Annotated in this window: 23 protein-coding genes; 14 read left to right on the forward strand and 9 right to left on the reverse strand. The window is 70.1% G+C overall.

All coding sequences use genetic code 11. The features are described from left to right. Positions 1–141 precede the first annotated feature (141 nt). A complete protein-coding gene (gene pyrE, locus HD594_RS03975) occupies positions 142–720 on the forward strand; it encodes an orotate phosphoribosyltransferase (protein WP_184749720.1) in 579 nt (192 codons plus the stop codon). Positions 721–778: 58 nt separating this feature from the next. Beyond that, positions 779–934 (forward strand): hypothetical protein, encoded by a 156-nt coding sequence (locus HD594_RS03980; protein ID WP_184749721.1) that lies wholly within the window; start codon positions 779–781, stop codon positions 932–934. Between the two features lie 28 nt (positions 935–962). On the opposite strand, the gene HD594_RS03985 is transcribed toward HD594_RS03980, so the two are convergent. From HD594_RS03985 to HD594_RS03995, 3 genes are all read right to left on the reverse strand, one after another. After that, the gene (locus tag HD594_RS03985; RefSeq protein WP_184749722.1) at positions 963–1,727 is read right to left on the reverse strand and encodes a GntR family transcriptional regulator; all 765 of its coding nucleotides are present in this window, start codon (positions 1,725–1,727) and stop codon (positions 963–965) included. A 103-nt stretch (positions 1,728–1,830) separates the two neighbouring features. Further along, entirely contained in the window at positions 1,831–2,844 is a 1,014-nt protein-coding gene (locus tag HD594_RS03990; protein ID WP_184749723.1) for a sugar phosphate isomerase/epimerase family protein, read from the reverse strand. Between the two features lie 20 nt (positions 2,845–2,864). Next, complete coding sequence (locus HD594_RS03995; protein WP_271171296.1) at positions 2,865–4,073, reverse strand: Gfo/Idh/MocA family protein; 1,209 nt, start codon at positions 4,071–4,073, stop codon at positions 2,865–2,867. Positions 4,074–4,212: 139 nt separating this feature from the next. On the opposite strand from HD594_RS03995, the gene HD594_RS04000 reads away from it, so the two are divergent. Continuing rightward, the gene (locus tag HD594_RS04000) at positions 4,213–5,226 is read left to right on the forward strand and encodes a LacI family DNA-binding transcriptional regulator (RefSeq protein WP_184749724.1); all 1,014 of its coding nucleotides are present in this window, start codon (positions 4,213–4,215) and stop codon (positions 5,224–5,226) included. On the opposite strand, the gene HD594_RS04005 is transcribed toward HD594_RS04000, so the two are convergent. Beyond that, positions 5,223–6,254 (reverse strand): Gfo/Idh/MocA family protein, encoded by a 1,032-nt coding sequence (locus HD594_RS04005; protein ID WP_184749725.1) that lies wholly within the window; start codon positions 6,252–6,254, stop codon positions 5,223–5,225. The genes HD594_RS04000 and HD594_RS04005 overlap by 4 nt on opposite strands. A 254-nt stretch (positions 6,255–6,508) precedes the next feature. On the opposite strand from HD594_RS04005, the gene HD594_RS04010 reads away from it, so the two are divergent. The 10 genes from HD594_RS04010 (at position 6,509) to HD594_RS04055 (ending at position 18,027) form a co-directional block, all read left to right on the forward strand. Continuing rightward, a complete protein-coding gene (locus HD594_RS04010) occupies positions 6,509–7,576 on the forward strand; it encodes a substrate-binding domain-containing protein (RefSeq protein WP_184749726.1) in 1,068 nt (355 codons plus the stop codon). 80 nt (positions 7,577–7,656) lie between these two features. Next, positions 7,657–8,763, forward strand: coding sequence for an ABC transporter permease (locus HD594_RS04015; RefSeq protein WP_184749727.1), 1,107 nt, complete (start codon positions 7,657–7,659; stop codon positions 8,761–8,763). Position 8,764: 1 nt separating this feature from the next. Further along, on the forward strand, positions 8,765–9,565 hold the full coding sequence (locus tag HD594_RS04020; protein WP_184749728.1) for an ATP-binding cassette domain-containing protein: 801 nt from the start codon (positions 8,765–8,767) through the stop codon (positions 9,563–9,565). A 161-nt stretch (positions 9,566–9,726) separates the two neighbouring features. Further along, positions 9,727–10,680, forward strand: a complete 954-nt coding sequence (iolC, locus tag HD594_RS04025) for a 5-dehydro-2-deoxygluconokinase (protein WP_184749729.1) — start codon at positions 9,727–9,729, stop codon at positions 10,678–10,680. A gap of 1 nt (position 10,681) precedes the next feature. After that, positions 10,682–11,608, forward strand: coding sequence for a class I fructose-bisphosphate aldolase (locus tag HD594_RS04030; RefSeq protein ID WP_184749730.1), 927 nt, complete (start codon positions 10,682–10,684; stop codon positions 11,606–11,608). Next, a complete protein-coding gene (locus HD594_RS04035; protein ID WP_184749731.1) occupies positions 11,608–13,161 on the forward strand; it encodes a CoA-acylating methylmalonate-semialdehyde dehydrogenase in 1,554 nt (517 codons plus the stop codon). Before HD594_RS04030 ends, HD594_RS04035 begins: the two co-directional genes overlap by 1 nt. A gap of 84 nt (positions 13,162–13,245) precedes the next feature. Then, the gene (gene iolB / locus HD594_RS04040; RefSeq protein ID WP_184749732.1) at positions 13,246–14,160 is read left to right on the forward strand and encodes a 5-deoxy-glucuronate isomerase; all 915 of its coding nucleotides are present in this window, start codon (positions 13,246–13,248) and stop codon (positions 14,158–14,160) included. After that, positions 14,160–16,073, forward strand: a complete 1,914-nt coding sequence (iolD, locus tag HD594_RS04045; RefSeq protein ID WP_184749733.1) for a 3D-(3,5/4)-trihydroxycyclohexane-1,2-dione acylhydrolase (decyclizing) — start codon at positions 14,160–14,162, stop codon at positions 16,071–16,073. The genes iolB and iolD overlap by 1 nt, the downstream gene beginning before the upstream one ends. 33 nt (positions 16,074–16,106) lie before the next feature. Then, positions 16,107–17,123: a Gfo/Idh/MocA family protein gene (locus HD594_RS04050; RefSeq protein WP_184749734.1), complete on the forward strand. Its 1,017-nt coding sequence runs from the start codon at positions 16,107–16,109 to the stop codon at positions 17,121–17,123. Positions 17,124–17,160: 37 nt separating this feature from the next. Further along, entirely contained in the window at positions 17,161–18,027 is an 867-nt protein-coding gene (locus HD594_RS04055) for a sugar phosphate isomerase/epimerase family protein (RefSeq protein ID WP_184749735.1), read from the forward strand. Between the two features lie 9 nt (positions 18,028–18,036). Here the strand turns inward: HD594_RS04055 and HD594_RS04060 are convergent, their stop codons facing one another. Further along, a complete protein-coding gene (locus tag HD594_RS04060) occupies positions 18,037–18,867 on the reverse strand; it encodes an SDR family oxidoreductase (RefSeq protein WP_184749736.1) in 831 nt (276 codons plus the stop codon). Positions 18,868–18,951: 84 nt separating this feature from the next. Further along, a complete protein-coding gene (locus tag HD594_RS04065) occupies positions 18,952–20,391 on the reverse strand; it encodes a sugar porter family MFS transporter (protein WP_271171297.1) in 1,440 nt (479 codons plus the stop codon). A gap of 135 nt (positions 20,392–20,526) precedes the next feature. On the opposite strand from HD594_RS04065, the gene HD594_RS04070 reads away from it, so the two are divergent. Beyond that, on the forward strand, positions 20,527–20,937 hold the full coding sequence (locus tag HD594_RS04070; RefSeq protein WP_184749738.1) for a tautomerase family protein: 411 nt from the start codon (positions 20,527–20,529) through the stop codon (positions 20,935–20,937). 39 nt (positions 20,938–20,976) lie between these two features. Here the strand turns inward: HD594_RS04070 and HD594_RS04075 are convergent, their stop codons facing one another. From HD594_RS04075 to HD594_RS04085, 3 genes are read right to left on the reverse strand one after another with little or no spacing between them, the layout of a single operon-like run. Beyond that, positions 20,977–22,059 (reverse strand): phosphotransferase family protein, encoded by a 1,083-nt coding sequence (locus HD594_RS04075; protein WP_184749739.1) that lies wholly within the window; start codon positions 22,057–22,059, stop codon positions 20,977–20,979. Then, a complete protein-coding gene (locus HD594_RS04080; RefSeq protein WP_184749740.1) occupies positions 22,056–23,288 on the reverse strand; it encodes an acyl-CoA dehydrogenase family protein in 1,233 nt (410 codons plus the stop codon). Before HD594_RS04080 ends, HD594_RS04075 begins: the two co-directional genes overlap by 4 nt. Continuing rightward, positions 23,288–24,067 carry an SDR family oxidoreductase gene (locus HD594_RS04085; RefSeq protein WP_184749741.1) on the reverse strand — a complete coding sequence of 260 codons (780 nt, stop codon included), beginning with the start codon at positions 24,065–24,067 and terminating at the stop codon, positions 23,288–23,290. Before HD594_RS04085 ends, HD594_RS04080 begins: the two co-directional genes overlap by 1 nt. Between the last annotated feature and the right edge of the window lie 95 nt (positions 24,068–24,162).

Raw genomic sequence — 24,162 nt, forward strand, 5'->3', positions numbered from 1 at the left:
GTCTCCAATGCTCGGTGCGCGACGGGCGCCCGTTCGGGTCGGGCGTGTCGCGTCGGGGCGACAGACACGACTCTAGGTCTCGCGCAAGCCCTCGCGCTGTACATGACGCGCGAAGAACGGTCGAATTTATAGACTCGAGATATGACCATCGCCTCCACCTCCGAGCTCGAGCTCGACCGCCAGAACCTCATCGCGCTCATCAAGGGCGAGGCCGTGTTCCACGGCGACTTCACGCTGTCCAGCGGCAAGAAGGCGTCGTACTACGTCGATATGCGCAAGCTCACGCTCGACCACCGCGCCGCGCCCGCGATCGGGCGGATCATGCTCGACCTCATCCGCGACGTCGACGGCATCGTCGCCGTGGGTGGGCTGACGCTCGGCGCCGACCCGATCGCCAACGCCGTCATGCACGAGTCGGCGCGCACCACGACGCCGCTCGACGCGTTCGTCGTGCGCAAGGAGCCCAAGGACCACGGCCGCGGCCGCCAGGTCGAGGGCGCCGACGTGACCGGCAAGCGCGTCGTCGTCGTCGAGGACACCTCGACCACCGGCCAGTCCGCGCTCAAGGCCGTCGAGGCGCTGCGCCGCGAGGGCGCCGAGCCGGTCGCGGTCGCCGTCATCGTCGACCGCAAGACCGGCGCGCAGGCCGCCGTCGAGGCCGAGGGCCTGGAGTGGCTCGCCGCGATCGACCTCGACGATCTGGGGCTCGAGCCGCAGTAGGGCTCGCCGCGGGCGGCGGAGCCGCTACGATCGGCTCAGGCGACGACGGAGGTCAGGGATGTTCATTCTGTACGCGGTGCTCTTCATTGCCGGGCTGTACCTGTTCGGCCTGGCGTTCAACCTCGCCGAGTACAACGCGCTGGTCTTCTTCGCCGGCATCCTGTGCATCTCGCTCGCGATGGCGCTGCCGTTCCACTTCACGCGACACGAATGACCGTTCGCCGCGGCCGGTGACGGCGCGGCTACTTCGCGACGAGCGTCGTCTCGAAGCTGTACATGTCGGGCCGGTAGCAGTGGTGGCCGAACTCGACCGCGCGTCCTGACGCGTCGAACGCCACCCGCTCCATCGTCAGGACGGGTCCGCCCGGCTCCAGGTCGAGCAGCTCCGCCTCGTCGTCCTCGGCCCTCCGGGCGCCGATCTTCTGATTGGCGATGCGGATCGTCACGCCGCGATTGCGCATGATCTGGTACAGACCGCGCTCCTCGAGCTGCTGCGTGGTGATGTCGGCGAAGTCCATCGGCAGGTAGTTCACCAGCACCGCCACCGGCACCTTGTCGGTGGAGCGCTGCCGCCGCAGGTACACGATGTCGGATCCCGGGGGGAGGCCGAGGGCGCTCGCCGTGGTCTCGTCGGCCGGGCGCACGTCGTGCTCGAGCACGGTGGTGCTGGGCTCGTGGTGCGAGCCCTTGAGGTCCTCGTACAGCGAGGTGAGCTCGACCTGGCGGGTGACCTGCCCGCCCTGCACGACCTGGGTGCCGATGCCGCGGCGGCGCACCAGCAGGCCCTTGTCGACGAGCTCCTGGATCGCGCGGCGGATCGTCGGGCGTGACAGGCCGAGCCGCTGCCCGAGCGCGATCTCGTTCTCGAGGCGGGCGCCGGCGGGGAGCTTGCCGGACCGGATGGCCTCTTCCAGCGTGCTGGACACCTGGAAGTACAGCGGAACGGGACCTGTGCGGTCCAGTCCCGCCAGCAGATCGTCCACCCACACCGTTTCGTCCTGCGCCATCGTCATTCCTCTGCGAACCGAAGCTTCGTCGCTTCAGCATATTGTCTCGACATGAGATCGCCCGGATGCCGGCACCCGGGGGGCCGGCATCCGGGCTCCTCGCCTATGCCACCAGCGACTCCGCGAGCGCGGCGTCGGCGGCCTTCAGGACGTCGGCGGCGACCTTGATGCCCTCGATGCGGCCGAGCTCGACGTCCTCGTGCTCGATGTTGACCATCATCTCGGGGTCGACCTCGTGGAGCGCCCGCAGGAACTCAGTCCAGTACTCGACATCGTGGCCCTTGCCGAGCGCGACGAAGTCCCACGCGGAGTTCTTCGGCCACTCGTTCGCCCACTCGTCGCCGCCGAGGTTGACGCGGGGCTCGTCGGGCGAGAGGCGGCGGAAGCTGTTGTCGAGCACGCCGTTGAGCGCCGCCCACTCCGGGTTGATGCGCACGTCCTTCGCGGCCGCGTGGAACACCAGCGAGCCGAGGTGGCGGACGACGGTCACCGGGTCCATCTGCTGCCAGAACAGGTGCGACGCGTCGAGCTCGACGCCGACGTTGGTCGCGCCGGTGAGCTCGACGAGCTTGTGGACGTCGGCCGAGTTGAACACGAGGTTCTGCGGGTGCAGTTCGAGCGCGACCTTGACGTCGTGGTCTCGCGCCAGGCGGTCGGTCTCGCGCCAGAAGTCGGCCGCGATCCCCCACTGGTAGTCGAGGACGTCCAGCGCCCCGGAGTTCCAGGCGTTGACGATCCAGTTCGGCCGCGCGCTGCCCGGCTCGCCGCCGGGAAGACCCGACATCGTCACGACGCGGTGCTGTCCGAGGCGCTCGGCCAGCCGGATCGCGCGGCGCACGTCTTCGGAGTGCTTGTCGCCGATGACGGGGTTCGGATGCAGCGGGTTGCCGTTGCAGTTCAGGCCGGCGATCTCGACGCCGGTACCCTCGAAGATCCCGAGGAAGTCGTCGCGGGCGGCGTCGCTGACGAGGATGTCGTCCATCGTGGGGACGTGGACGGCGGGGAGGAACCCGCCGGTGTTGATCTCGATGCCGGTGAGGCCGAGGTCGGCGATCACCTTCAGGGCGTCGGGGAGGGGACGGTCGTGGAGGATCGCGTTGTACAGTCCGAGTCGCATTGCGGTGTGTCCTTCGAGGTTCAGCGGGTGGCCGTGACGGCCGTGGGGATGGGGACGGATGCGCCTTCGAGCGCGGCCGATCGGGCGACCGCGTCGAGCATGACCATGTTGTGGACGCCGTCGTCGAACGACGCGTTGCGGGGCAGGGAGTCGGCTTCGGGGATGCCGGCGACCTCTTCGAGGAAAGCGCGGGCCTGGAAGGCGAAGCCCTCGTTCTGGCCGAACCCGACGCCGGCCACGTCGATGGGCGCACCGCCGGCGACGTAGGGGTGGTCGTTGCCCAGGTTGACGCGACGGAAGCCGCGCTGCGCGGCGGGGCCCTCGCTGAGGAACAGCTGGAGCTCGCTCGGGCGCTCCTGCTCCCAGCGTGCGGAGCCGTTCGCCCCGAAGACCTCGAGGATCAGGCCGTTCGGGTGGCCGGCCGCGACGCGCGAGACCTCGACGGTGCCGGCGGCGCCGCTCGCGTACGACAGGTTGAAGGTGGCGTAGTCGTCGTTCTCGACCGTCTCGTACTCGTCGCTGACGGAGGCGTTGCCGTGGCCCGAGACGGCGCCGAGCGGCTTGGGGCGCTCGGCGATGACGGTGCTGAACCGGCCGCCGCCGACGGCGGTGACGTCTCCGCCGAGGAACTCCATGAGGTACGAAACGTGGCTGCCGACATCGGCGAGCGCACCCGTGCCGGGAGCGCCGCGGAAGCGCCAGCTCATCGCGGCGCGGGGGTCGGCGGCGTAGTCGGCCCAGTACCGGCCGCTGACGTGGTGGACCGAGCCGAGGACGCCCGTCTGGACGAGCTCGCGGATGTACGCGATGCCGGGGGCGCGGCGGTAGGTGAAGCCCACACGCGCGACCGAGGAGGCGGCGTGCGCGGCGTCGGCCATCGCCTGCGCGCTCTCGATGGTGTCGGACAGCGGCTTCTCGCACAGCACGTGCTTGCCGGCATCCAGCAGCGCCTCGACGATCTCGCGGTGCAGCGCATTGGCGACCACGACGCTCACGACGTCGATGTCGTCGGCCGCGGCGATCGCCCGCCACGACGTGTCGTGGCGCTCGTACCCGTAGCGGGTCGCGGCCGCGCGGGCGGCGGGCTCGTAGACGTCGGCGATCGAGACCAGCCGCACGGGCGGCAGGATGCTCTCGAAGAGGGTGGGGGCGGTGCGGTAGGCCGCGGCGTGGGCCTTGCCGGCCATGCCGGCGCCGATGACGGCGACACCGAGGGATGAGGTCGACAAATGGTCCTCCAAGTGACAGAGACAACCCGACCCCTCACGGCGTCGGTGCGGTGAGAGACTCCATGTGGAGCGCTCCAACGGCGACGGTACACAGGTCGTTATGTCCTGTCAATAGAATCTTTTTGAAACGGAGGTGCCGATGTCGACTGCACGGCCGACGATCTACGACGTCGCGCGACGGGCCGGGGTGTCCAAGTCTCTCGTCTCGCTCGTGCTGCGCGGCTCCGACCGCGTGAGCGCCGCCTCGCGGACGGCCGTGGAGGCGGCGATCCAGGACCTCGGCTACCGCCCCAGCCGTGCCGCCACCGACCTCGCGGCCGGGCGCACGAAGCTCGTCGCGGTGCTGATCGACGACTACGCCAATCCCTGGTTCGTCGAACTCCTGCGCGGACTCGGCCAGGTCCTGGACCCCGAGGGCTACCGGCTGACCGTCGTCGACAGCGCGAGCGCCGGCCACGGCCTCGATCCGGTCGAGGGTCTGCTGTCGATGCGAGCGGACGGCGTGGTGCTCGCGTGCGATGTGCCCGCGCGGCTCGCCGAGGCCGCGGCATCGCCGATCGTGATCGCCGGGACGCGGGCCGAGACCGTCGACGGGGCGGATGCCTCGGCGCTCGACGCCGTGGCCAACGACGACCGCACGGGGGCCCGGCTCGCCGCCGAGCACCTCGTCGGTCTCGGCCATCGGCGCATCGGCCACCTGGCCGCCGGCAGCGGCGCGGCACGCGCCCGCGCCGAGAGCTTCGTCGCCGCCGCGCGGAGCACCGGCGCCGACGTGATCGCTACCGACTACTCGGGCCCGGCGACGGAGGCCGCGGGGCTGCACTCCGCGCTCAAGCTGCTGACGGAGCATCCCGACATCACGGCGGTCTTCGCGGCGAACGACATGATGGCGATCGGCGCCCTGGGAGCCGCCCGGGATCTCGGCATCGACGTGCCCGCAGAGCTGTCGATCGTGGGCTACGACAACACGCCGCTCGCGCGCACCCACCTGATCGGTCTGACCACCGTCGACGACAGCGGCTTCGGCGTCGGGCGCGAGGCGGCGCGGCTGCTGCTGGCGCGGCTCGCCGGCGGCGACGCGGAGAACGTCACACGCACGCTTCAGCCCTCGCTCGTCGTGCGGGGGACGACCGCCCCCGCGCGCCGGAGCTAGTCGAGCGCGACCGTGCGATGCTCCGCGGCGCTCGAGCGCGCGGCGTCGAGCACGGCGAGCACCTCGACGCCTTCGCGTGCGGGAACCGGGCCGGTGCCGCCGGACACGACGGCGCGCGCGAACGCGTCGTAGTACGCGGCATAGTCGCCCTGCAGTGACGGGATGCGCCGGACGCCGTCGCCGGCCGCGAGCACGCCCCAGCGATCCTCGAGCTCGTAGCCCCAGGTCTCGCGGGTCCCGATCGGCGTCTCGCCGCGGCGGAGCGCTTCGAACTGCACGTCGCTGAAGTCCGACCGATACGATCCGTGCTCGCCGTGGAGTCTCAGTTCGCGCGAGCTCAGGCGGTTGATCTTGCTCGCCGAGACGTGCGAGTGGCCGCCGCCGGCGTGCTCGATCGTGATGACGAAGCCGGCATCGGTCCGGCCCTGAGGGTGGTCGATCCAGTCCAGCTGCGCCGTCACGAAGCGCGCCGGCCCCATCAGGAACAGCGCCTGATCGACGACGTGGCTGCCGAGATCGCGCAGCAGCCCGCCCTCGGCTCCGCCCTCGAGCGTCTCGGGGTCGTCCTGATCGCAGCGCAGGTCCAGCCGCGTGATGCGCCCGAGTTCGCCCGAGGCGAGGACGGCACGCGCGGTGACGATGTCGGTGTCGAAGCGCCGGTTGTGGAACACGTTCAGCAGGACGCCCGCACGCTCCGCCGCCTCGACCAGGTCGGCCCCTGCTGCGGCGGACGGCGCGAACGGCTTGTCGGCGACGACCGCGACGCCGCGGCCGACGGCCTCGAGCACCAGCTCGCGCCGCGTGTGCGGCGGCGTGGAGACGACGACCGCGTCGATCCCGGCATCGATGAGCTCGCCGAGCGTGCCGTAGACGGGAACACCCGGATGGTCCCGGTGGATCTCGGCGACGCGCTCGGCCGACCGCGCGACGATGCCGACGAGCCGGCACTCCTCGGACGCGCGGATGTAGGGGGAGTGGAACAGGCGCCCCCCGACGCCGTACCCGACAAGGCCAACACGGATCGGCATCGCTGCTCCCATCTCGACGGCGAAGAAGCCGCAGTCAGAATGACCGAACATGCACCGCCGCGTCAAACGCCCGTGCCGCACGAGCACCGCAATGTAACGTTTGGGTAACGAGAATGGTCAACCTGTTGTCCATATGTACTGACATGGAGGACAGTCAGTCCTGATCAAAGCCGATCCCGCCGCGAAGACGGCGAACGCAGATCAATGTCGATCCCCGCCGCAGAAAGCGGCTCTACACCGAAGGGAGTCGCGGGATGAACTCCTCGCTGCTCAACATCCGCAACGGCCGCCCGAGCCGTCGCCTCCTCACCACCACAGCAATCGCCACTCTCGCCGTCGCGGGCCTCGCGCTCGCCGGCTGTGCCGACGGGGGCGGCGAAGCCACCTCCACCGGCGACTCCTCGACCGGCGGCGACACCAGCGGCGGCGAGGGCATCTCGATCGTCGTCATGGGCGGCGCGACCGACGACCCGTTCTGGTCGACGGTCAAGCGCGGCGGCGAGGCTGCCGCCAAGGCCGTCGAGGCCGCCGGCGGAACCGTCACGTTCCTGGCGATGCCCAACTACGACAACTTCAACGCGGATGCCGCGAAGCTGGTCGCCAACATCCAGTCGCTGAACCCCAGCGCCGCCGTCATCCCCGACTGGGCGCCCGACGCGCAGAACGAGAACATCATCTCGATCACCAGCAGCGGCACCCCGGTGTTCCTCTACAACACCGGAATCGACGAGGTCGAGACCGTGGGCGCCCAGGGCTACATCGGCTCGGACGACTACGCCTCGGGCAAGCTCGCCGGTGAGACGTTCGTCGAGGCGGGCGCCAAGCACGTCGTGTGCGTCAACACCCTCCCCGGCACGACCAACGCCGACGCACGCTGCCAGGGCGTGAACGACGGGGCGACCGGCGTGGACTACGAGGAGCTGGCACTGCCGACCTCGCAGTTCGGTGACCCGACCGCGGTGGCCCAGGCCATCAAGGGCGCCATCATCCAGGACCCGTCGATCGACGCGATCTTCACGCCGGGTCAGTCCGACACGAACGCGGCGGCCAGCGGCATCGACCAGGCCGGCGCCACCGGCAAGGTCTTCCTGGGCGGTCAGAACTTCGACTCCGAGTCGCTGACCCGCATCCAGGACGGCACGCAGCTGTTCGCGATCGACCAGCAGGGCTACGCCCAGGGCTACTACGGCGTGTCGGCGGCGTTCCAGCTCGCCGCGTACGGCATCCAGCTCGCCGTCGACCCGTTCCTGACGGGACCGGCGGTCATCGATGCGGACAACGTCGAGTCGGCCCTGGCCGGCGTCGACCTCGGCGTCCGCTGATCACCCTCCCGGGGGCGGCGGGACTGCGCCGCCCCCGGGATACCACCTCACTGCAACGAAGCACGAGCGAAAGAGCAGACATGACCACGCAAACACCCCAGGGGGCCCCGCCGTCGCGCGGGTCGTCCTCCCTCAACCCCACGGAGACGAACGTCGTCCTCCCCGGCGTTCGCTCGCAGCGGACGATCGGCGACCTGTTCCGCCGTCCCGAGACCGGCGCCCTCGTCGGCACCGTGACGGTCTTCATCTTCTTCGCCATCTTCGGCGGCGCGCAGTTCCTCACCACCGGCGGCACCGCCAGCTGGCTGAACATCGCCTCCGAGCTCGCCCTGGTCGCCCTCCCGGTGGCCCTGCTCATGATCGCCGGCGAGTTCGACCTGTCGGTCGGCTCGGTGGTCGCGAGCAGCTCGGTCACCCTCGCCGTCGTCTCGGGCGTGTATGGGATGCCGCAGATCGTCGGCATCCTCGCCGCCCTCGCGGTGGGTGCGCTCACCGGGTTCATCAACGGCATCATCGTGGCGCGGACGAACGTCCCGTCCTTCATCGTGACCCTGGCCATGCAGTTCGCGCTCGCCGGCCTCACGCTCGGTCTCGCCCGCGTCATCGCCGGTTCGACGAGCGTGCCGATCACGCCGGACCCCGTCTTCAAGGCGATGTTCGGAACCCTGATCAACGGTCAGTTCGAGGTCGCGATCTTCTGGGCCATCGGCGCGGCGCTCGTCGTCGTATGGCTGCTCCAGATGACCCGCGCAGGCAACTGGATCTTCGCGATCGGCGGTGACTCGCAGAGCGCCCGTGCCGCCGGCATCCCGGTGCCGAAGGTCAAGATCGCACTGTTCATGTCCACCGCGCTCGGCGCCTCGCTCGTCGGCATCATCCAGACGATGCTCTACAACGGCGCGCAGACCGGTTCCGGCCAGTCGTTCGTCTTCAACTCGATCGTCGCGGTCGTCGTCGGTGGTGTGCTCCTCACGGGCGGCTACGGCTCGGTCCCCGGCGTCATCCTCGGCTGCCTCACGTTCGCGATCGTGAACCAGGGCATCTACTACACCGGCTGGAACTCGGACTGGGCCCAGCTGATCCTCGGCGTGCTGCTCCTGGTCGCCGTGCTCATGAACAACACCTTCCGACGTCTCGCGCTCAGCGGCGGCGGCAAGAAGAAGCCCGCGGCTGCGAAGGGAGCCTGACATGTCCACCCCACTGCTCAAGCTGTCGAACGTCTCGAAGAACTTCGGCACGAACCAGGCTCTCTCCGACATCTCCCTCGAGGTGAACCCCGGTGAGGTGCTGTGCCTGCTCGGCGACAACGGCGCCGGCAAGTCCACGCTCATCAAGGTCCTCTCGGGCGTCCACAAGCCCTCGTCGGGCACGGTCGAGGTCGACGGCAAGGCGGTCGTCTTCGACAGCCCCAAGGCGGCCAGCGACGTCGGCATCGCGACGGTGCACCAGTACGGCGGCACGTTCCCGCTGATGTCGGTCGCCCGGTGCTTCTTCGTCGGGCACGAGCCGACCAAGGGATTCTGGCCCTTCAAGTACTTCGACAAGAAGGCTGCGGGCGAGATCACGGTCCGGGAGATGCAGAAGCTCGGCATCACGCGCGTCACCGACGGCAGCCGCCTCACCGGCGCCCTGTCCGGTGGTGAGCGCCAGTCGCTCGCGATCGCCCGCGCGGTCTACTTCGGAGCACGCGTGCTGATCCTCGACGAGCCGACCTCGGCGCTCGGCGTCAAGCAGTCGACGCACGTACTGCGCATCATCATGCACGCTCGCGCCCAGGGCATCGCCGTCGTCTTCGTGACCCACAACGTCACGCACGCGATGGCGGTCGGCGACCGGTTCGCCGTGCTCATCCACGGCAAGAAGGCCGACGACTTCCGCAAGGGCGAGCGCACGCGCGAGCAGATCACCGACCTCATGGCCGGTGGCGAGGCGATGGCCGAGCTCGAGGCGGAGCTCGCCGAGCTGACGGCTCCCACCAAGCTGCCCTGACCCTGACCTCCCGCCGGGCCGTGTCTCGTGCACGCGGCCCGGCGGGACCCCACATCTTTGAGGACTCCGTCCCTTCGGGACTCGACGGATCCCCGTTCCATGTGCTAATGTTAGGACATAGTCCAGACCAGCACTCCACACAGAGAGTTGTACAGCGGAGTATGACCGAGAACACCACCCCCCTCGACCTCCTGGCCATCGGCCGGCTCGGCGTCGACATCTACCCGCTGCAGGACGGCGTCGGTCTCGAGGATGTCTCGACGTTCGGCAAGTACCTGGGCGGCACCGCCGCGAACGTCACGGTCGCGGCAGCCCGCTACGGCCACCGCGCCTCGCTCATCTCGCGGGTCGGCGACGACCCGTTCGGCGGCTACCTGCTGCGCGAGCTCGACCGTCTCGGCGTCGGCAACGAGTACGTGCGCCGCGACGCCGACCTGAAGACCCCGATCACGTTCTGCGAGATCTTCCCCCCGGACGACTTCCCGCTGTACTTCTACCGCGAGCCGAAGGCGCCGGACCTCAACGTCGGCATCGACGACATCGACCTCGACGCGGTGCGTCAGGCACGCATCTTCTGGTTCACCACCACCGGCCTGAGCGAGGAGCCGAGCCGCGCGGCCCACCACTACGCGCTCGCCGCCCGCACCGAGGGCACCACGATCTTCGATCTGGACTACCGCCCGATGTTCTGGACCGATCCCCGTGAGGCGCACGCCGAGGTCGACGCGGTCCTCCAGCACGCGACGGTCGCCGTCGGCAACCGCGAGGAGTGCGAGGTGGCCGTCGGCGAGACCGAGCCGCAGCGTGCGGCCGACGCACTCCTGGACCGCGGCGTCGAGCTCGCGATCGTCAAGCAGGGCCCCAAGGGCGTCCTCGCCAAGACCCGCGACGAGTCGGTCGAGGTGCCGCCCTACTGGGTCGACGTCGTCAACGGCCTCGGTGCCGGCGACGCCTTCGGCGGGGCACTGGTCCACGGGCTCCTGTCCGGCTGGGACCTGGAGCGGATCCTCCGCTTCGCCAACGTCGCCGGGGCCCTCGTCGCCTCGCGGCGCGAATGCTCCACGGCGATGCCCGACGCGGCCGAGGTCGAGTCGATCCTGAGCGGGGTGAGCTGACATGCCCGAGACGATCCTCGGCCCCGAGGCCTTCGAGCGGCTGCGCGAGCTGCGCGCCCGCCACCCCGAGCAGCTGGCGTCGGTCTACGCGCAGCGCCGACGCCGCGAGACGCTCGCCGGCGACGGACGCCTGTTCATCGTCGCCGCCGACCACCCCGCCCGCGGCGCCCTCGCCGTCGGGTCGAACCCGACCGCGATGGCCGACCGCTACGACCTGCTCGAGCGCATGGCCATCGCCCTCAGTCGACCCGGCGTCGACGGCGTCCTGGGAACGCCCGACATCATCGACGACCTCGCGGCCCTGGGGCTGCTCGACGACAAGATCGTCGTCGGATCGATGAACCGCGGCGGCCTGCGGGGCGCGGCGTTCGAGATGGACGACCGCTACACCGGCTACGACGTCGCGAGCATGGTCAGCGCCGGACTCGACTTCGCCAAGACGCTCATCCGCGTGAACCTCGCCGACCCCGCGACGTCGCCGACGCTCATGGCGACCGCGGACGCCGTCAACCAGGCGGCGGCCGCGCGACTGCCGATCATGCTCGAGCCCTTCATGAGCCGCTGGGTCGATGGCCGCATCGTGAACGACCTCTCGACGGATGCCGTCATCCTCTCCGTCGCGATCGCGGCGGGCCTGGGCGCCAGCAGCGCCTACACCTGGATGAAGCTCCCGGTCGTCCCCGACATGGAGCGCGTCATGCAGGCGACCACCATGCCGACCCTCCTCCTCGGGGGAGACTCCGGCGCCGACCCCGACGAGACGTTCGCCGCATGGGAGGACGCCCTCGCCCTTCCCGGCGTCCGCGGACTCACCGTTGGCCGCACCCTCCTCTACCCGCCGGACGGCGACGTGGCGGCAGCCGTCGACATCGCCGCCGGCCTCGTCCACTCCCAGCTCCTGAGCACGACCACGAAGGAAACCCACTGATGAGCATCACCGACACCACCCCCGCCTCCGCGGGCGCCGACACCGACGTCCGCGTGATCTCGCACTGGATCGACGGCGCGGAGCGCCCGTCCACGAGCGGTCGCACCGCTCCGGTGTACAACCCCGCGACCGGCGCGGTCCAGGCTCAGGTCGCCCTCGCCGACCAGGCCGAGATCGACGAGGCCATCGCCTCGGCGCAGCGCGGCTACGAAGTCTGGAGCCGGTTCTCGATCGCCAAGCGCCAGACCGTCCTCTTCGCCTTCCGCGAGCTGCTGAACTCCCGCAAGCAGGAGCTCGCCGAGATCATCACCGCCGAGCACGGCAAGGTCGTCTCGGACGCGATGGGCGAGATCCTCCGCGGCCAGGAGGTCGTCGAGCTCGCGACCGGCTTCCCGCACCTCATCAAGGGCGCCTTCAGCGAGAACGCCTCGACCGGCGTCGACGTGTACTCGCTCAAGCAGCCGCTGGGCGTGGTGGGCGTCATCAGCCCCTTCAACTTCCCCGCCATGGTCCCGATGTGGTTCTTCCCCATCGCGATCGCCGCCGGCAACGCGGTCGTCGTCAAGCCCAGCGAGAAGGACCCGTCGGCATCGATGTGGGTCGCGCAGCTGTGGAAGGAAGCGGGTCTTCCCGACGGCGTCTTCACGGTGCTCCAGGGTGACAAGCTCGCCGTGGACGGACTGCTGAACAGCCCGACCGTGCAGTCGATCTCGTTCGTCGGCTCGACCCCGATCGCCCAGTACATCTACGAGACGGCATCCCGCAACGGCAAGCGCGTTCAGGCCCTGGGGGGCGCCAAGAACCACATGCTCGTGCTGCCGGATGCCGATCTCGACCTCGTCGCCGACCAGGCCGTCAACGCCGGCTACGGCGCGGCCGGCGAGCGCTGCATGGCGATCTCGGTCGTCCTCGCCGTCGAGCCGGTCGCCGACGACCTGGTGGCGAAGATCTCCGAGCGCATCGCGAAGCTGCGCATCGGCAACGGCGCGGGCGTCGACGGCGTCGAGCCCGACATGGGGCCGCTGATCACCGACGTCCACCGCGACAAGGTGTCGGGCTACGTCGACATCGCCGAGGCCGACGGTGCGACCGTCGTCGTCGACGGCCGCGGGTTCAGCGTCGACGGCCACGAGGACGGGTTCTTCTTCGGTCCGACCCTGCTCGACAACGTGCCCACGACGAGCCGCGCCTACACCGAGGAGATCTTCGGCCCGGTGCTCTCGGTCGTTCGCGTCGAGACCTACGACGAGGGCCTGGACCTCATCAACTCCGGCCAGTTCGGCAACGGCACCGCGATCTTCACCAACGACGGCGGCGCGGCACGGCGCTTCCAGAACGAGGTCCAGGTCGGCATGATCGGAATCAATGTCCCGATCCCGGTTCCGGTCGCCTACCACTCGTTCGGCGGGTGGAAGCAGTCGCTGTTCGGCGACAGCAAGGCCTACGGCGTGCACGGCTTCGACTTCTTCACGCGCGAGAAGGCGATCACGAGCCGCTGGCTGGACCCGGCCACGCACGGCGGGATCAACCTCGGGTTCCCGCAGAACCACTGACGCACGAGAACACGGACGATGCGGATGCCGCGTCCCGCGCCCCTCAGCGACGAGGGGCGCGGCATCCGATCTGGAGAAGGCAACATGGCTGGTGAAGAGGGCTGGTTCCGCCGCAAGGGGACGCTGGCGAACGACGGATGGGAGTCCGTCGTCGACGGGACGATCGCCGGGTGGCAGCACACGGGCATCCGCGTGGCGGAGCTCGGCGAGGGCGACCACGTCGAGCTGACCGACCGCGACGTCGAGCGCATCGTCGTGCCGCTGGCGGGATCGTTCGCAGTGACGCATCACCACTTCCCCGGAGAGTCGGTGACGACCCTGGAGGGGCGGGAGTCGGTGTTCTCCGGTCCGACCGACGTGCTCTACCTTCCCAGCGGCACCACGGCGGAGATCCGCGGTCTCGGCCGCGTCGCGGTCGCCGAGGCGCCGAGCACCGCCGGCGGCCAGGTCCGCTACATCCCCGCGGCCGACACCCCCGTCGAGCTGCGCGGAGCCGGGCGCTCGAGCCGGCAGGTCCACAACTTCGGGACGCCGCAGGCGCTCGACGCCGAGAAGCTCATCGTGTGCGAGGTCATCACGCCGGCCGAGAACTGGTCGTCGTACCCGCCTCACAAGCACGACGAGCACCACCCGGGTCACGAGTCGCGGCTCGAGGAGATCTACTACTTCGAGACCGCCCGTGCGCGCGGTGCGGACGCCGGGTCCGACGAGGACGCGTTCGGCATGTTCAGCACGTACTCCTCGCCTGCGGGCGACATCGACATCAACGCGATGGTCCGCACCGGCGACATCGCCCTCGTGCCCTACGGCTACCACGGCCCCGCCGTCGCCGCCCCGGGCTACGACCTCTACTACCTCAACGTCATGGCCGGCCCCGACCCCGAGCGGGCGTGGCTCATCAGCGACGACCCCGCCCACGCGTGGGTGCGGGACTCCTGGACGGGCCAGGAGTTCGACACCAGACTCCCGTACAGCAGCGACAAGGAAGGCCGGCACTGATGGCGGCGACGAAGCGGATGACGGTCAGCCAGGCGCTCGTGGAGTTCCTGGCCCATCAATGGACCGTCGACGGCGACATCCGGGAGCGGACGGTCGCCGGGATGTTCGGCATCTTCGGCCACGGCAACGTCGCCGGTATCGGCCAGGCGCTCAAGCAGCTGAACGTCGAGCAGCCCGACGCGATGCCGTATTACCAGGCCCGCAACGAGCAGGCGATGGTGCACCAGTCGGTCGGCTACGCCCGCATGCACCGCCGTCGCGGCACGCTCGCGTCGGCCGCCTCGGTCGGCCCGGGCGCGGCGAACATGCTCACCGGCGCGGCTCTGGCGACCACCAACCGGATGCCGGCGCTGCTGCTCCCGAGCGACACGTTCGCCACGCGCGTCGCCGACCCGGTGCTGCAGCAGGTCGAGCAGCCGTGGGACACGGGCCTCCAGGTCACGGACGCCTTCCGCCCGGTGTCGAAGTTCTTCGACCGCGTGCAGCGCCCCGAGCAGCTGTACTCGATCGCGCTCGCCGCGATGCGCGTGCTCACCGACCCCGCCGAGACCGGCGCCGTCACGATCGCGCTTCCCGAGGACGTGCAGGCCGAGGCGCTCGACGTTCCCGTGGAGTTCCTGCAGGACCGCGAATGGCACATCCGCCGGCCGCTGCCCGAGCGCGGACCCCTCGCGCGTGCGGTCGCCGCGATCCGTGCCGCGAAGCGCCCCTTCATCGTCGCCGGCGGCGGCGTGCTCTACTCGGGCGCCGAGGAGCAGCTGCGCGAGCTCGTCGAGGCCACCGGCATCCCGGTCGGCACCTCGCAGGCCGGCGGCGGCGTGCTCGACTGGGACCACCCGCAGAACCTGGGCGGGGTCGGGGCCACCGGCACGCTCGCGGCGAACCGCCTCGCGGCCGAAGCCGACGTCATCATCGGCATCGGCACGCGCTACAGCGACTTCACGACGGCGTCGCGCACGGCCTTCCAGAACCCGGACGTGACGTTCGTCAACATCAACATCGCCTCGTTCGACGCGTACAAGCACGGCTCGCAGCTGCCGGTCATCGCCGACGCCCGCGAGGCGCTGGCCGAGCTCATCATCGAGCTCGAGGGCTTCGAGGTCTCTCCCGAGCACTCCGAGCAGATCGCGCGCGAGAAGGCGGCGTGGGATGCCGCGGTCGACGAGGCGTTCGCGCCGTCGAGCCTCGAGCTGCCCGGGCAGCCTGAGATCATCGGCGCGGTCCAGTCAGCCAGCGCCCCCGAGGACGTCATCGTGCAGGCGGCGGGGTCCCTCCCGGGTGACCTGCACAAGCTGTGGCGCGTGCGCGACCCGCTCGGCTATCACGTCGAGTACGCGTTCTCGTGCATGGGCTACGAGATCGCCGGCGGCCTGGGCGCCAAGCGGGGCCTCATCGCCGACGGCGACGACCGCGACGTCATCGTCATGGTCGGCGACGGCTCGTACCTCATGCTCAACTCCGAGCTCGTCACCGCCGTCGCCGAGGGCATCAAGCTCATCGTCGTCCTCATCCAGAACCACGGCTACGCCTCGATCGGGCACCTGTCCGAGACGGTCGGCTCCGAGCGGTTCGGCACGTGGTACCGCGAGTACGACCCCGAGAAGCGCAACTTCCAGGGCGAGCAGATCCTCCCGGTGGATCTCGCGATGAACGCGCGCAGCTACGGAATGGACGTCGTCGAGATCGAGCCGAGCGCGATGGCGATCGTCGAGCTGAGCGAGGCGGTGGCGGCGGCCAAGGCATCCGACCGCTCGACCTTCATCCACATCAACAGCGACCCGCTCATCTACGCGCCCGACGGCGCCGGGTGGTGGGACGTCCCGGTCCCCGAGACCTCGACGCTGGAATCGACCCAGCGGGCCCGCACCGAGTACCTCGAGCAGCAGGCCGCGCAGCGGCCGCTGCTCGGCTGACCCGCACCGCCCCCTTCTCACTGGAGAGAACACATGACCACGGACCTCCGCATCGGCGTCGTCGGCGCCGGCCTCATGGGCGCCGACCACATCACCCGCATCACGCGGCGCATCAACGGCGCCGTCGTCTCGGCGGTCGTCGAGCCGGATGCCGGTCGCGCCGCCGCAGCGGCGGCCGACGCACCCGGCTCGCAGGCGTTCGCGAGCATCGAGGACGCGATCGCGGCGGATGCCGTCGACGCCGTCCTGATCGCGACACCGGGGAAGTTCCACGAGCCGGTCATCGTGCCCTCGCTCGAGGCGAAGCTGCCGATCCTGTGCGAGAAGCCGCTGACGCCCGATTCGGCGTCGGCGCTGCGGATCCTCGAGCTCGAGCAGAAGCTCGACCGGCCGCACATCCAGGTCGGCTTCATGCGCCGCTTCGACGACGAGTACCAGGCGCTGCGCGACCTGATCGCCTCGGGCGAGCCCGGCGAGCTCATGATGCTGCGCTGCGTGCACCGCAACCCCTCGGTGCCCGACTCGTACACGCAGCAGATGCTCATCAATGACTCGGTCGTGCACGAGTTCGACGTCGTGCCGTGGCTCGCCGGCTCCCCGGTCGCCTCGGTCGAGGTGAAGTTCCCCCGTCGCAACTCGCTGTCGCCCGCCCACTTGCGCGAGCCCATCCTGGTGCTGATGCAGCTCGAGAACGGCGTCCACGTCGACGTCGAGATGAACGTCAGCGTGCAGTTCGGCTATCAGGTCGCCACCGAGGCGGTGTTCGAGAAGGGCCTGGCCCGCATCGGCCAGCCGTCGGGCCTTCAGCAGTGGCGCGACGGCCGGTTCAGCATCGCCGACCACACGAGCTTCGTGACTCGCTTCGCGCCCGCCTACGACGCGCAGATCCAGCGGTGGGTCGACGCCGTCAACGACGGCAGCCTCATCGACGGCCCGAACGCCTACGACGGCTACCGCGTCGCGCTCGCCTGCGAGGCGGGCGTCAAGGCCCTCGAGGGCGGCGGCGTCGTCCCGGTCGAATCCACCGCCCGCCCCGCGTTCTACGCCTGACACCGCAGAAGCCCGATCGCTCCGAAGGAGGAGCCCCATGGTCCGCATCGCGCTCGACCCGACCCCGTACCACCACGACTTCTCGCTGCTGGAGTTCCCCGAGGTCACCGCACGCCTCGGCTACGAGCACTTCCAGCTGACGCCGCACGTCGACTTCACGCCGTTCTTCCGCTACCCGAAGGCCGACGACGACCTGGTCGCGAAGTTGAAGAAGGCGGTGTCCGACGCGGGCGTCTCGATCCCGGCGATCCTGCCCGTGCACCGCATCTCGTGGCCCGACGAGCCGCAGCGCGAAGCGGCCGTGCGCAACTTCCGCCGCGTCATCCAGCTCGCGGTCGAGCTCGGCATCCCGGTCATCAACACCGAGTTCTCGGGACGGCCCGAGCGCTCCGAGGAGTCCGAGGCCGCGTTCTACCGGTCGATGGAGGAGCTGCTGCCGATCATCGAGTTCGAGGGGCTGAAGCTCAACATCGACCCGCACCCGGACGACTTCGTCGAGGACGGCCTCGAGGCGTGGCGGGTCCTGCGCGGGTTGAACTCCCCGGCCGTCGGCTTCGTATACGTCGCGTCGCATACGTTCCACTACGGCGACCGCGCCACGACGCTCCTCCCCGAGATCGGCGATCGCCTCGGCACCGTCTACACGGCCGACACCTTCGACCACACGCGTTCGCACGGACTGCGCTACATCTCGAACCCGCCGGGAAACACCGCCCGCGTGCACCAGCACCTGCGGATCGGCGACGGCGACGTCGACTGGGACGAGCTGTTCGGCACCCTGCGCTCGATCGGCTACCTCGCCCGCGAGGACGCCCTCGTGGTGTCGAACGTCTTCGCCGAGGACGAGACCGCCGACGACGTGTCCCGATACCAGCTGCAGCGGCTGCGCGAGCTGATCGGCTGACGTCGCGCCTCAGCGGATCGAGCGGGAGCCGTGCACCTCGACTCCCGCCTTCGTTCCCCCGTCGATCAGGACGTCGGTCCCGGTGATGTAGCCCGCCTTGTCGGACGCGAGGAAGGCCAGCAGCTCAGCGACCTCTTCCGGCTTCCCGTATCGCCGGAGCGCCGCCACCCTGAGCAGATTGCCCGAGCCGCTCTTCTCCTCGAGTCTGCCCATCGTCGTGTCGAACGTGCCGGGCGAGACCGAGACGATGCGAGCACCCTTCGCGCCGAACGCTTCGGCCATGCGCCGTGTGTACCAGACGACGAACGCCTTCGAGAACGAGTACGCGATGCCGGCGCGCTGGCCGCGGAACAGGCCCGCCCGCCTGGTCAGCACGGTCACGAGCCTCTCGGGGTCGCGGAGCGCCGTGGCGAAGGAACGCGTCGGCACCAGCAGTCCCGGCACGAGGTGCGCGGCGACTGACGCGACGTTCACGAGCGCGAAGCCGTCCGTCGCAGCGGCGAGGGCCGCCTCGGTGACGTTGATGGTGCCGAGCGCGTTGACGCGCACGATGAACGCGGGGTCGCCCATCTGAGGGCTGACGCCGGCGGTGTGGACGACCGCGCGCAGCGGACCCGCGCTCTGAGCCACGGCGACGGCGGCGTCGACGGACGCGCGGTCGGTGATGTCCGCGGTGATGGTCTGGACCGGGATGCCGGACGCGGCGAGGTCGGCGGCCGCGGCATCCAGACCCGCCTGAGCGATGTCGGTGAGCACGACAGCGTGGTCGTGGCCCATGATTCGGGCGGTCGCGAGGCCCATGCCGCCGGCGCCGCCGGTGATGAGGACGGTGGGTGTCACGCGGCCCAGTCTCGCGCGGGCTCCGGAGCGCGGGAACGACGAAGGTCCCGTCGCCGAGACGACGGGACCTTCGTCTCGATGACGTCAGTGCGTGAGGCGCTCGTGACGCGGCATGGTGCGGATCGCCTGCGTGCGGAAGTCCTCTTCGAGTGTCTCGAGCGTCCGGCCCTTGGTCTCGGGGACGGCACGCCACACGAAGAGCAGCGACACCACGTTCACCGCGGCGAACAGCAGGAACGTCGGGGTCGACCCGAAGGCCTCGACGATGATCGGGAAGACGAACGAGATCGCGGCGTTGACGGTCCACAGGACGAAGACGGCCATGCCCATCGCGAGCCCACGGATGGCGAGCGGGAAGATCTCGCTGAGCAGCAGCCACACGCACGTGCCGATGAACGCCTGAACGAACGCGACGAAGATCATCATGCCGGCGAGGATCGTGTAGCTCGTGGCATCCGACTCGGGGAGCGTGAACAGGAACGCGAGCAGCAGCTGCGAGCCGACGACGCCGCCGAACCCGATCATCAGCATCACCCGGCGCGGCACGAAGCCGAGCAGCCAGATGCCGAGGATGGTCATCGTGACGCTCGTGACGCCGACGCCGATGGTGGCGATGAGGGCGGCCTGGTCGCCGAGTCCCGACCGGGTGAGGATGCTCGGGGCGTAGTAGTTCACGGTGTTGATGCCCGTCGCCTGCTGGACGGCGGCGAGACCGAATCCGATCCACAGCAGGCGGCGCATCCAGCGGTTGTTGCGCAGCGCGAGCCACGCGTGCTTGCGGCTGTTGCCCTCGGCCTTGGCCGTCGACTCGATCTCGGCGAGCTCGGTGTCGATCTCGTCCTGCGAGCGGCTGAAGGCGAGGACCTTCCGGGCCTGGTCGACCTGCCCGCGTGCGCCGAACCAGCGCGGCGACTCGGGGAGCGCGAACATGCCGATCAGCAGCGCGATGGCCGGGATCGCGGCGACGGCCAGCATGACGCGCCACACGTGGGCGCCGTCGATCGTGACCGCCAGCAGGGCGTTGATCGCGAAGGCGAGCATCTGGCCGGTGACGATCATGAGCTCGTTGATGGTGACCATGCGGCCGCGCTTCTCGGCCGGCGCCATCTCGGCGAGGTAGAGGGGGGCCGACACCGCGGCCGCGCCGACGCCGAAGCCGAGCAGGATGCGCGCGCCGACCATGATCTCGACGTTCGGTGCGATCGCACACAGGATCGCTCCGACCAGGAAGATCAGCGCGCAGACGATGAGGGACCACTTGCGGCCGAGGGCATCCGCGATGCGTCCGCCCAGCAGCGCGCCGAAGGCGGCCCCGGGGAACAGGAGCGAGCTGACGACCCATGCCTCCTGCACGGCGTTCATCGCGAGGTCGTCGCGCATGTAGAGCAGCGCGCCCGAGATCACGCCGGTGTCGTAGCCGAACAGCAGTCCGCCGAGGGTCGAGATGACCGTCAGCTTGACGAGGAAGCCCTTGCGGCTCGACGCGGACGGGGTCGAGGTCGGGGGTGAGGCGGTGTGCGACACGGGGGACGCTCCTTTGCGTGGAGGTTCGTATGGAGAGGACTGGTTCCGTATATGTCCGAACATACTGTCATGCTCGTGCGGCGACTGCAAGGCAAATATGTTAGTATGTCCGAACAAACTGTTTGGGAGGCTGCCATGCCACTCGTCCGCATCGACCACAGCGACGCCCGTGAGAACTCGACCGAGCTCGCATCCGCCGTCCACGACGCCATCGTCCACGTCTACGGAATCCCGGAGCGCGACCGGTTCCAGGTCATCACGTCGCGTCCCGCCGCCACGATCGTCGCCGAGGACGCCGGCCTCGGGTTCGAGCGCACCGACCCGGTGATCATCCAGATCTTCACGCAGCGCGGCCGCAGTGACGCGACCAAGCAGAAGCTCTACGCCGAGATCGCCGCGCGCCTCGAAGCCGTCGGTGTCGCCCCCGAAGACGTCTTCATCGGCTACGTCGAGAACGGCCCCCAGGACTGGAGCTTCGGGTTCGGCCGCGCGCAGTACATGACCGGCGAGCTGGCGGTTCCCGGAGCGGCCCCCGCGGAGGCCTGACCGTCTCGAGCGGGAGTCCCTCGACGCTTCACTCCACCGTCACGCGTGCCGGATGAACTGCCTCGCGTCCGCGATCATCGCCGGGATGCCCTCCGCGAGCGTGGGTGCGAACGTGTCGCCCGGGCGCTCGCCGTGCAGCCACCGGGTGTACATGGCCTCGCAGAAGATCGCGGCCTTGAACAGCGCGAGCGCCTGGTACCACGCCAGGTCCGAGACATCGAGCCCGGTCCGGTCCGCGTAGCGCTCGATGAGCTCGCTTCGGTCCGGGTAGCCCGCGAGGCGCGTGACGGACGTGAGTTCGATCGGCGTCGCGGATCCGCCGGGCACCGCGTACGTGGCCGTGAAGTACCCGAGGTCGGCGAGCGGGTCGCCGAGCGTCGCCATCTCCCAGTCCAGGATGGCCGCCACGCGGGCAGGCGCGTCCGCGGCGAACATGAGATTCCCGAGCCGGTAGTCGCCGTGCACGACCGAGGGCCGTTGGGTGCGGGGAACGTGCGCTCCGAGCCAGGCGCCGACCTCGTGCAGCTCGGGCAGCGACCGCTCGGTGCTCTGGTCCCATAGGGCCGAGAATCGGCGCACCTGGCGCTCGAGGTAGCCGTCGGGGCGACCGATCGACGAGAGCTCCCCGGAGCTGACGTCGATGGCGTGCAGTTCCACGAGCGCGTCGACGGCCGCGAGAGCCGTCCGCCGCCGCTCCTCGGGTGCGTCGAGCGCCGCGGGGATGGGGTCGGTGATCACTTCGCCTTCGAGGAAGCGCATGACGTAGAAGGGAACGCCGAGGATGGCGGGGTCCTCGCACACCGACACGATCTCGGGAACCGGCACGCCCGATCGGGCGACCAGCTTCTGGATGCGCGCTTCGCGAACCATGTCGTGCGTCGACGGCGGATGCGGAGGACGCGGTCCGCGCCGCAGCACGAAGCGCTCGCCGTCCCGGACGATGAGGTAGGTCAGGTTCGCCTGTCCCTCGCCGATGCGCTGCCACGTCAGGTCTCCGCCGCCGAGTCCGTGCGCGTCGAAGTAGTGGCGCAGCGGATCGAGGACGAGCAGCGGCGCGAGCTCCAGCCCCGCGGCCTGCTCGGGCGTGTGCACGACGTCGACGCCGTCCGACGCGGTCTTCATGCCGTCGCCTCCTGGGGGACGTCGAGCCGGTCGACGTGCGGGATGTCCATCCGCTCGACGCCCGCGCGCGCCCGCGCCGACGAAGACCGCCGCGCGATCGCCCACCGATGCGTCTCGTTCGACCCGTCGTAGATGCGGAACGGCCGCACTTCGTTGAGGTACTGCGCGAGCGGCAGGCCGTCCGAGACGCCGTCTCCGCCGGTGAGCTGGATCGCGCGGTCGATCACGCGGTACACGGCCTCGGAGCAGTGCACCTTGGCCACCGAGCTGAGTGCCGAACCCGCGCGGGCATCGGCGACCAGGAGCCCGGCGGTCTTGGTGATGATCGCGTCGGAGGTCTCCATGTCGATCACCGAGTCTGCGATGAGCGACTGCGCGATGCCGAGCTGCTTCAGCGGCGACCCGAAGAGCTCTCGGTGCGCTGCGCGGTCGAGGGCGATGTCGTGCGCGCGGCGGGCGAGGCCGAGCCACCGCATGCAGTGGGTGAGGCGCGCGGGACCGAGACGCACCTGTGCGTAGGCGAAGCCCCGCCCCGGCTCGCCCAGCACGGCGTCGTCGGGCACGAAGCAGTCGTCGAAGTGGACGTGCGGGTGGCCGCCGTCGATCGCGCGGTCCACCGTGTGGATCGCGGCGCCGAGGGTCATCCCGGGGTTGTCGGCGTCGACCAGAAGCATTGTGGCGCCGGCGGGCCCGGCATCCGATTCGTCGGTGCGCGCCATGACGATCGCGAAGCCCGCGCCGATCGCGCCGCTGATGAACCGCTTCTCTCCGTCGATCCGCCATCCGCCGTCGACGCGGGTCGCGGTGGTCCGTAGGGCCTCCGGGTCGCTGCCGGCGCCGGGGTGGGGCTCGGTCATCGCGAAGCACGATCGCATTTCGCCCGCGACCAGGGGAGCGAGGTACCGCTCCTTCTGCGCCGGCGTCGCGATGAGCTCGAGCATGTGCATGTTGCCCTCATCGGGCGCCATGCAGTTGAGCGCGCTCGGGCCGATGGGCGAGTAGCCGGCCTCCTGGAGCACGGGCGACCACTGGTCGATCGCGAGTCCGCGGCCTCCCAGCTCGACGGGTGCGTGCGGCGCGAACACGCCCGCCGCTTTGGCCTTCTCGTTCAGCTCGCGCCGGACCTGCGGATCCAGGCGCTCGCCGGGTCTCGGCTCGGCGGGGATCACCTCGGTCCGGATGAAGGCGCGCGTCGCGAGACGCAGATCCTCGAGTTCGGCGGTGTCCATCAGGCCGTCCCTCCCGCGGCCAGCAGACCGCCGTCCAGCGTGAGCACTTGGCTCGTGATCCATGAGGCATCGGCCGACGCAAGGAACGCGACTGCCGCGGCGACGTCGCCCGGTGTGCCGAGCCGCCCCAGCGGGTAGTCGGCGGCGACATCGTCTTCCTTCCCCTCGTACAGCGCCCGCGAGAAGTTCGTCTTGACGACGGCCGGCGCGACGGCGTTGACGCGGATGTCGGGGGCGAGTTCGACGCCGAGCGTGCGGGTCAGGTGGGCGTTCGCCGCCTTGCTCACGCCGTACCAGCCGATCCCGGCGGAGGGCACCTGGCCGGTGACGGACGAGAGGATGACGATCGAGCCGTGCCGCTCGCGGAACCCGAGCCCCGTGTGCTTCACGGCATCCTGAACCCACGCGAGCGTGGCGACGACGTTCACCTCGAGCACCTTGCGCGCGCCGTCCAGGTCGAGGTCGACGAGGGGCCCGTAGAGCGGGTTGATCCCCGCGTTGCAGACGAGGATGTCGAGGCCGCCGAACTCCGCGGCGGCGGCCTCGAGCACCGCCGCGCGGTGCTCCGGGTCATCGGCCTTGCCAGCCACGGCGATCGCGCTGCCGGCGGGCATGGTCGCGACCGCTGCGTCGAGCGACTCCTGCCGGCGGCCCGTGATAAGCACGCGGGCACCCTCGGCGACGAGCCGCTGGGCGACCGCCAGGCCGATGCCGCGGCTTCCGCCGGTGACGATCGCGTTCTTGCCGGCCATCCGGTCCGGTGAATTCGTCTCGGTCATGGTGTGGGGCCCTCACATCGTTGTGCCGACCGAGCGCTCGTTCGGTCGCCCTGTAGACTATGGACGACCCTGCAGCCGAATGTCAAGGAGGCCCC

It is taken from the genome of Microbacterium thalassium (assembly GCF_014208045.1).
GTDB classification, from domain to species: Bacteria; Actinomycetota; Actinomycetes; order Actinomycetales; family Microbacteriaceae; genus Microbacterium; species Microbacterium thalassium.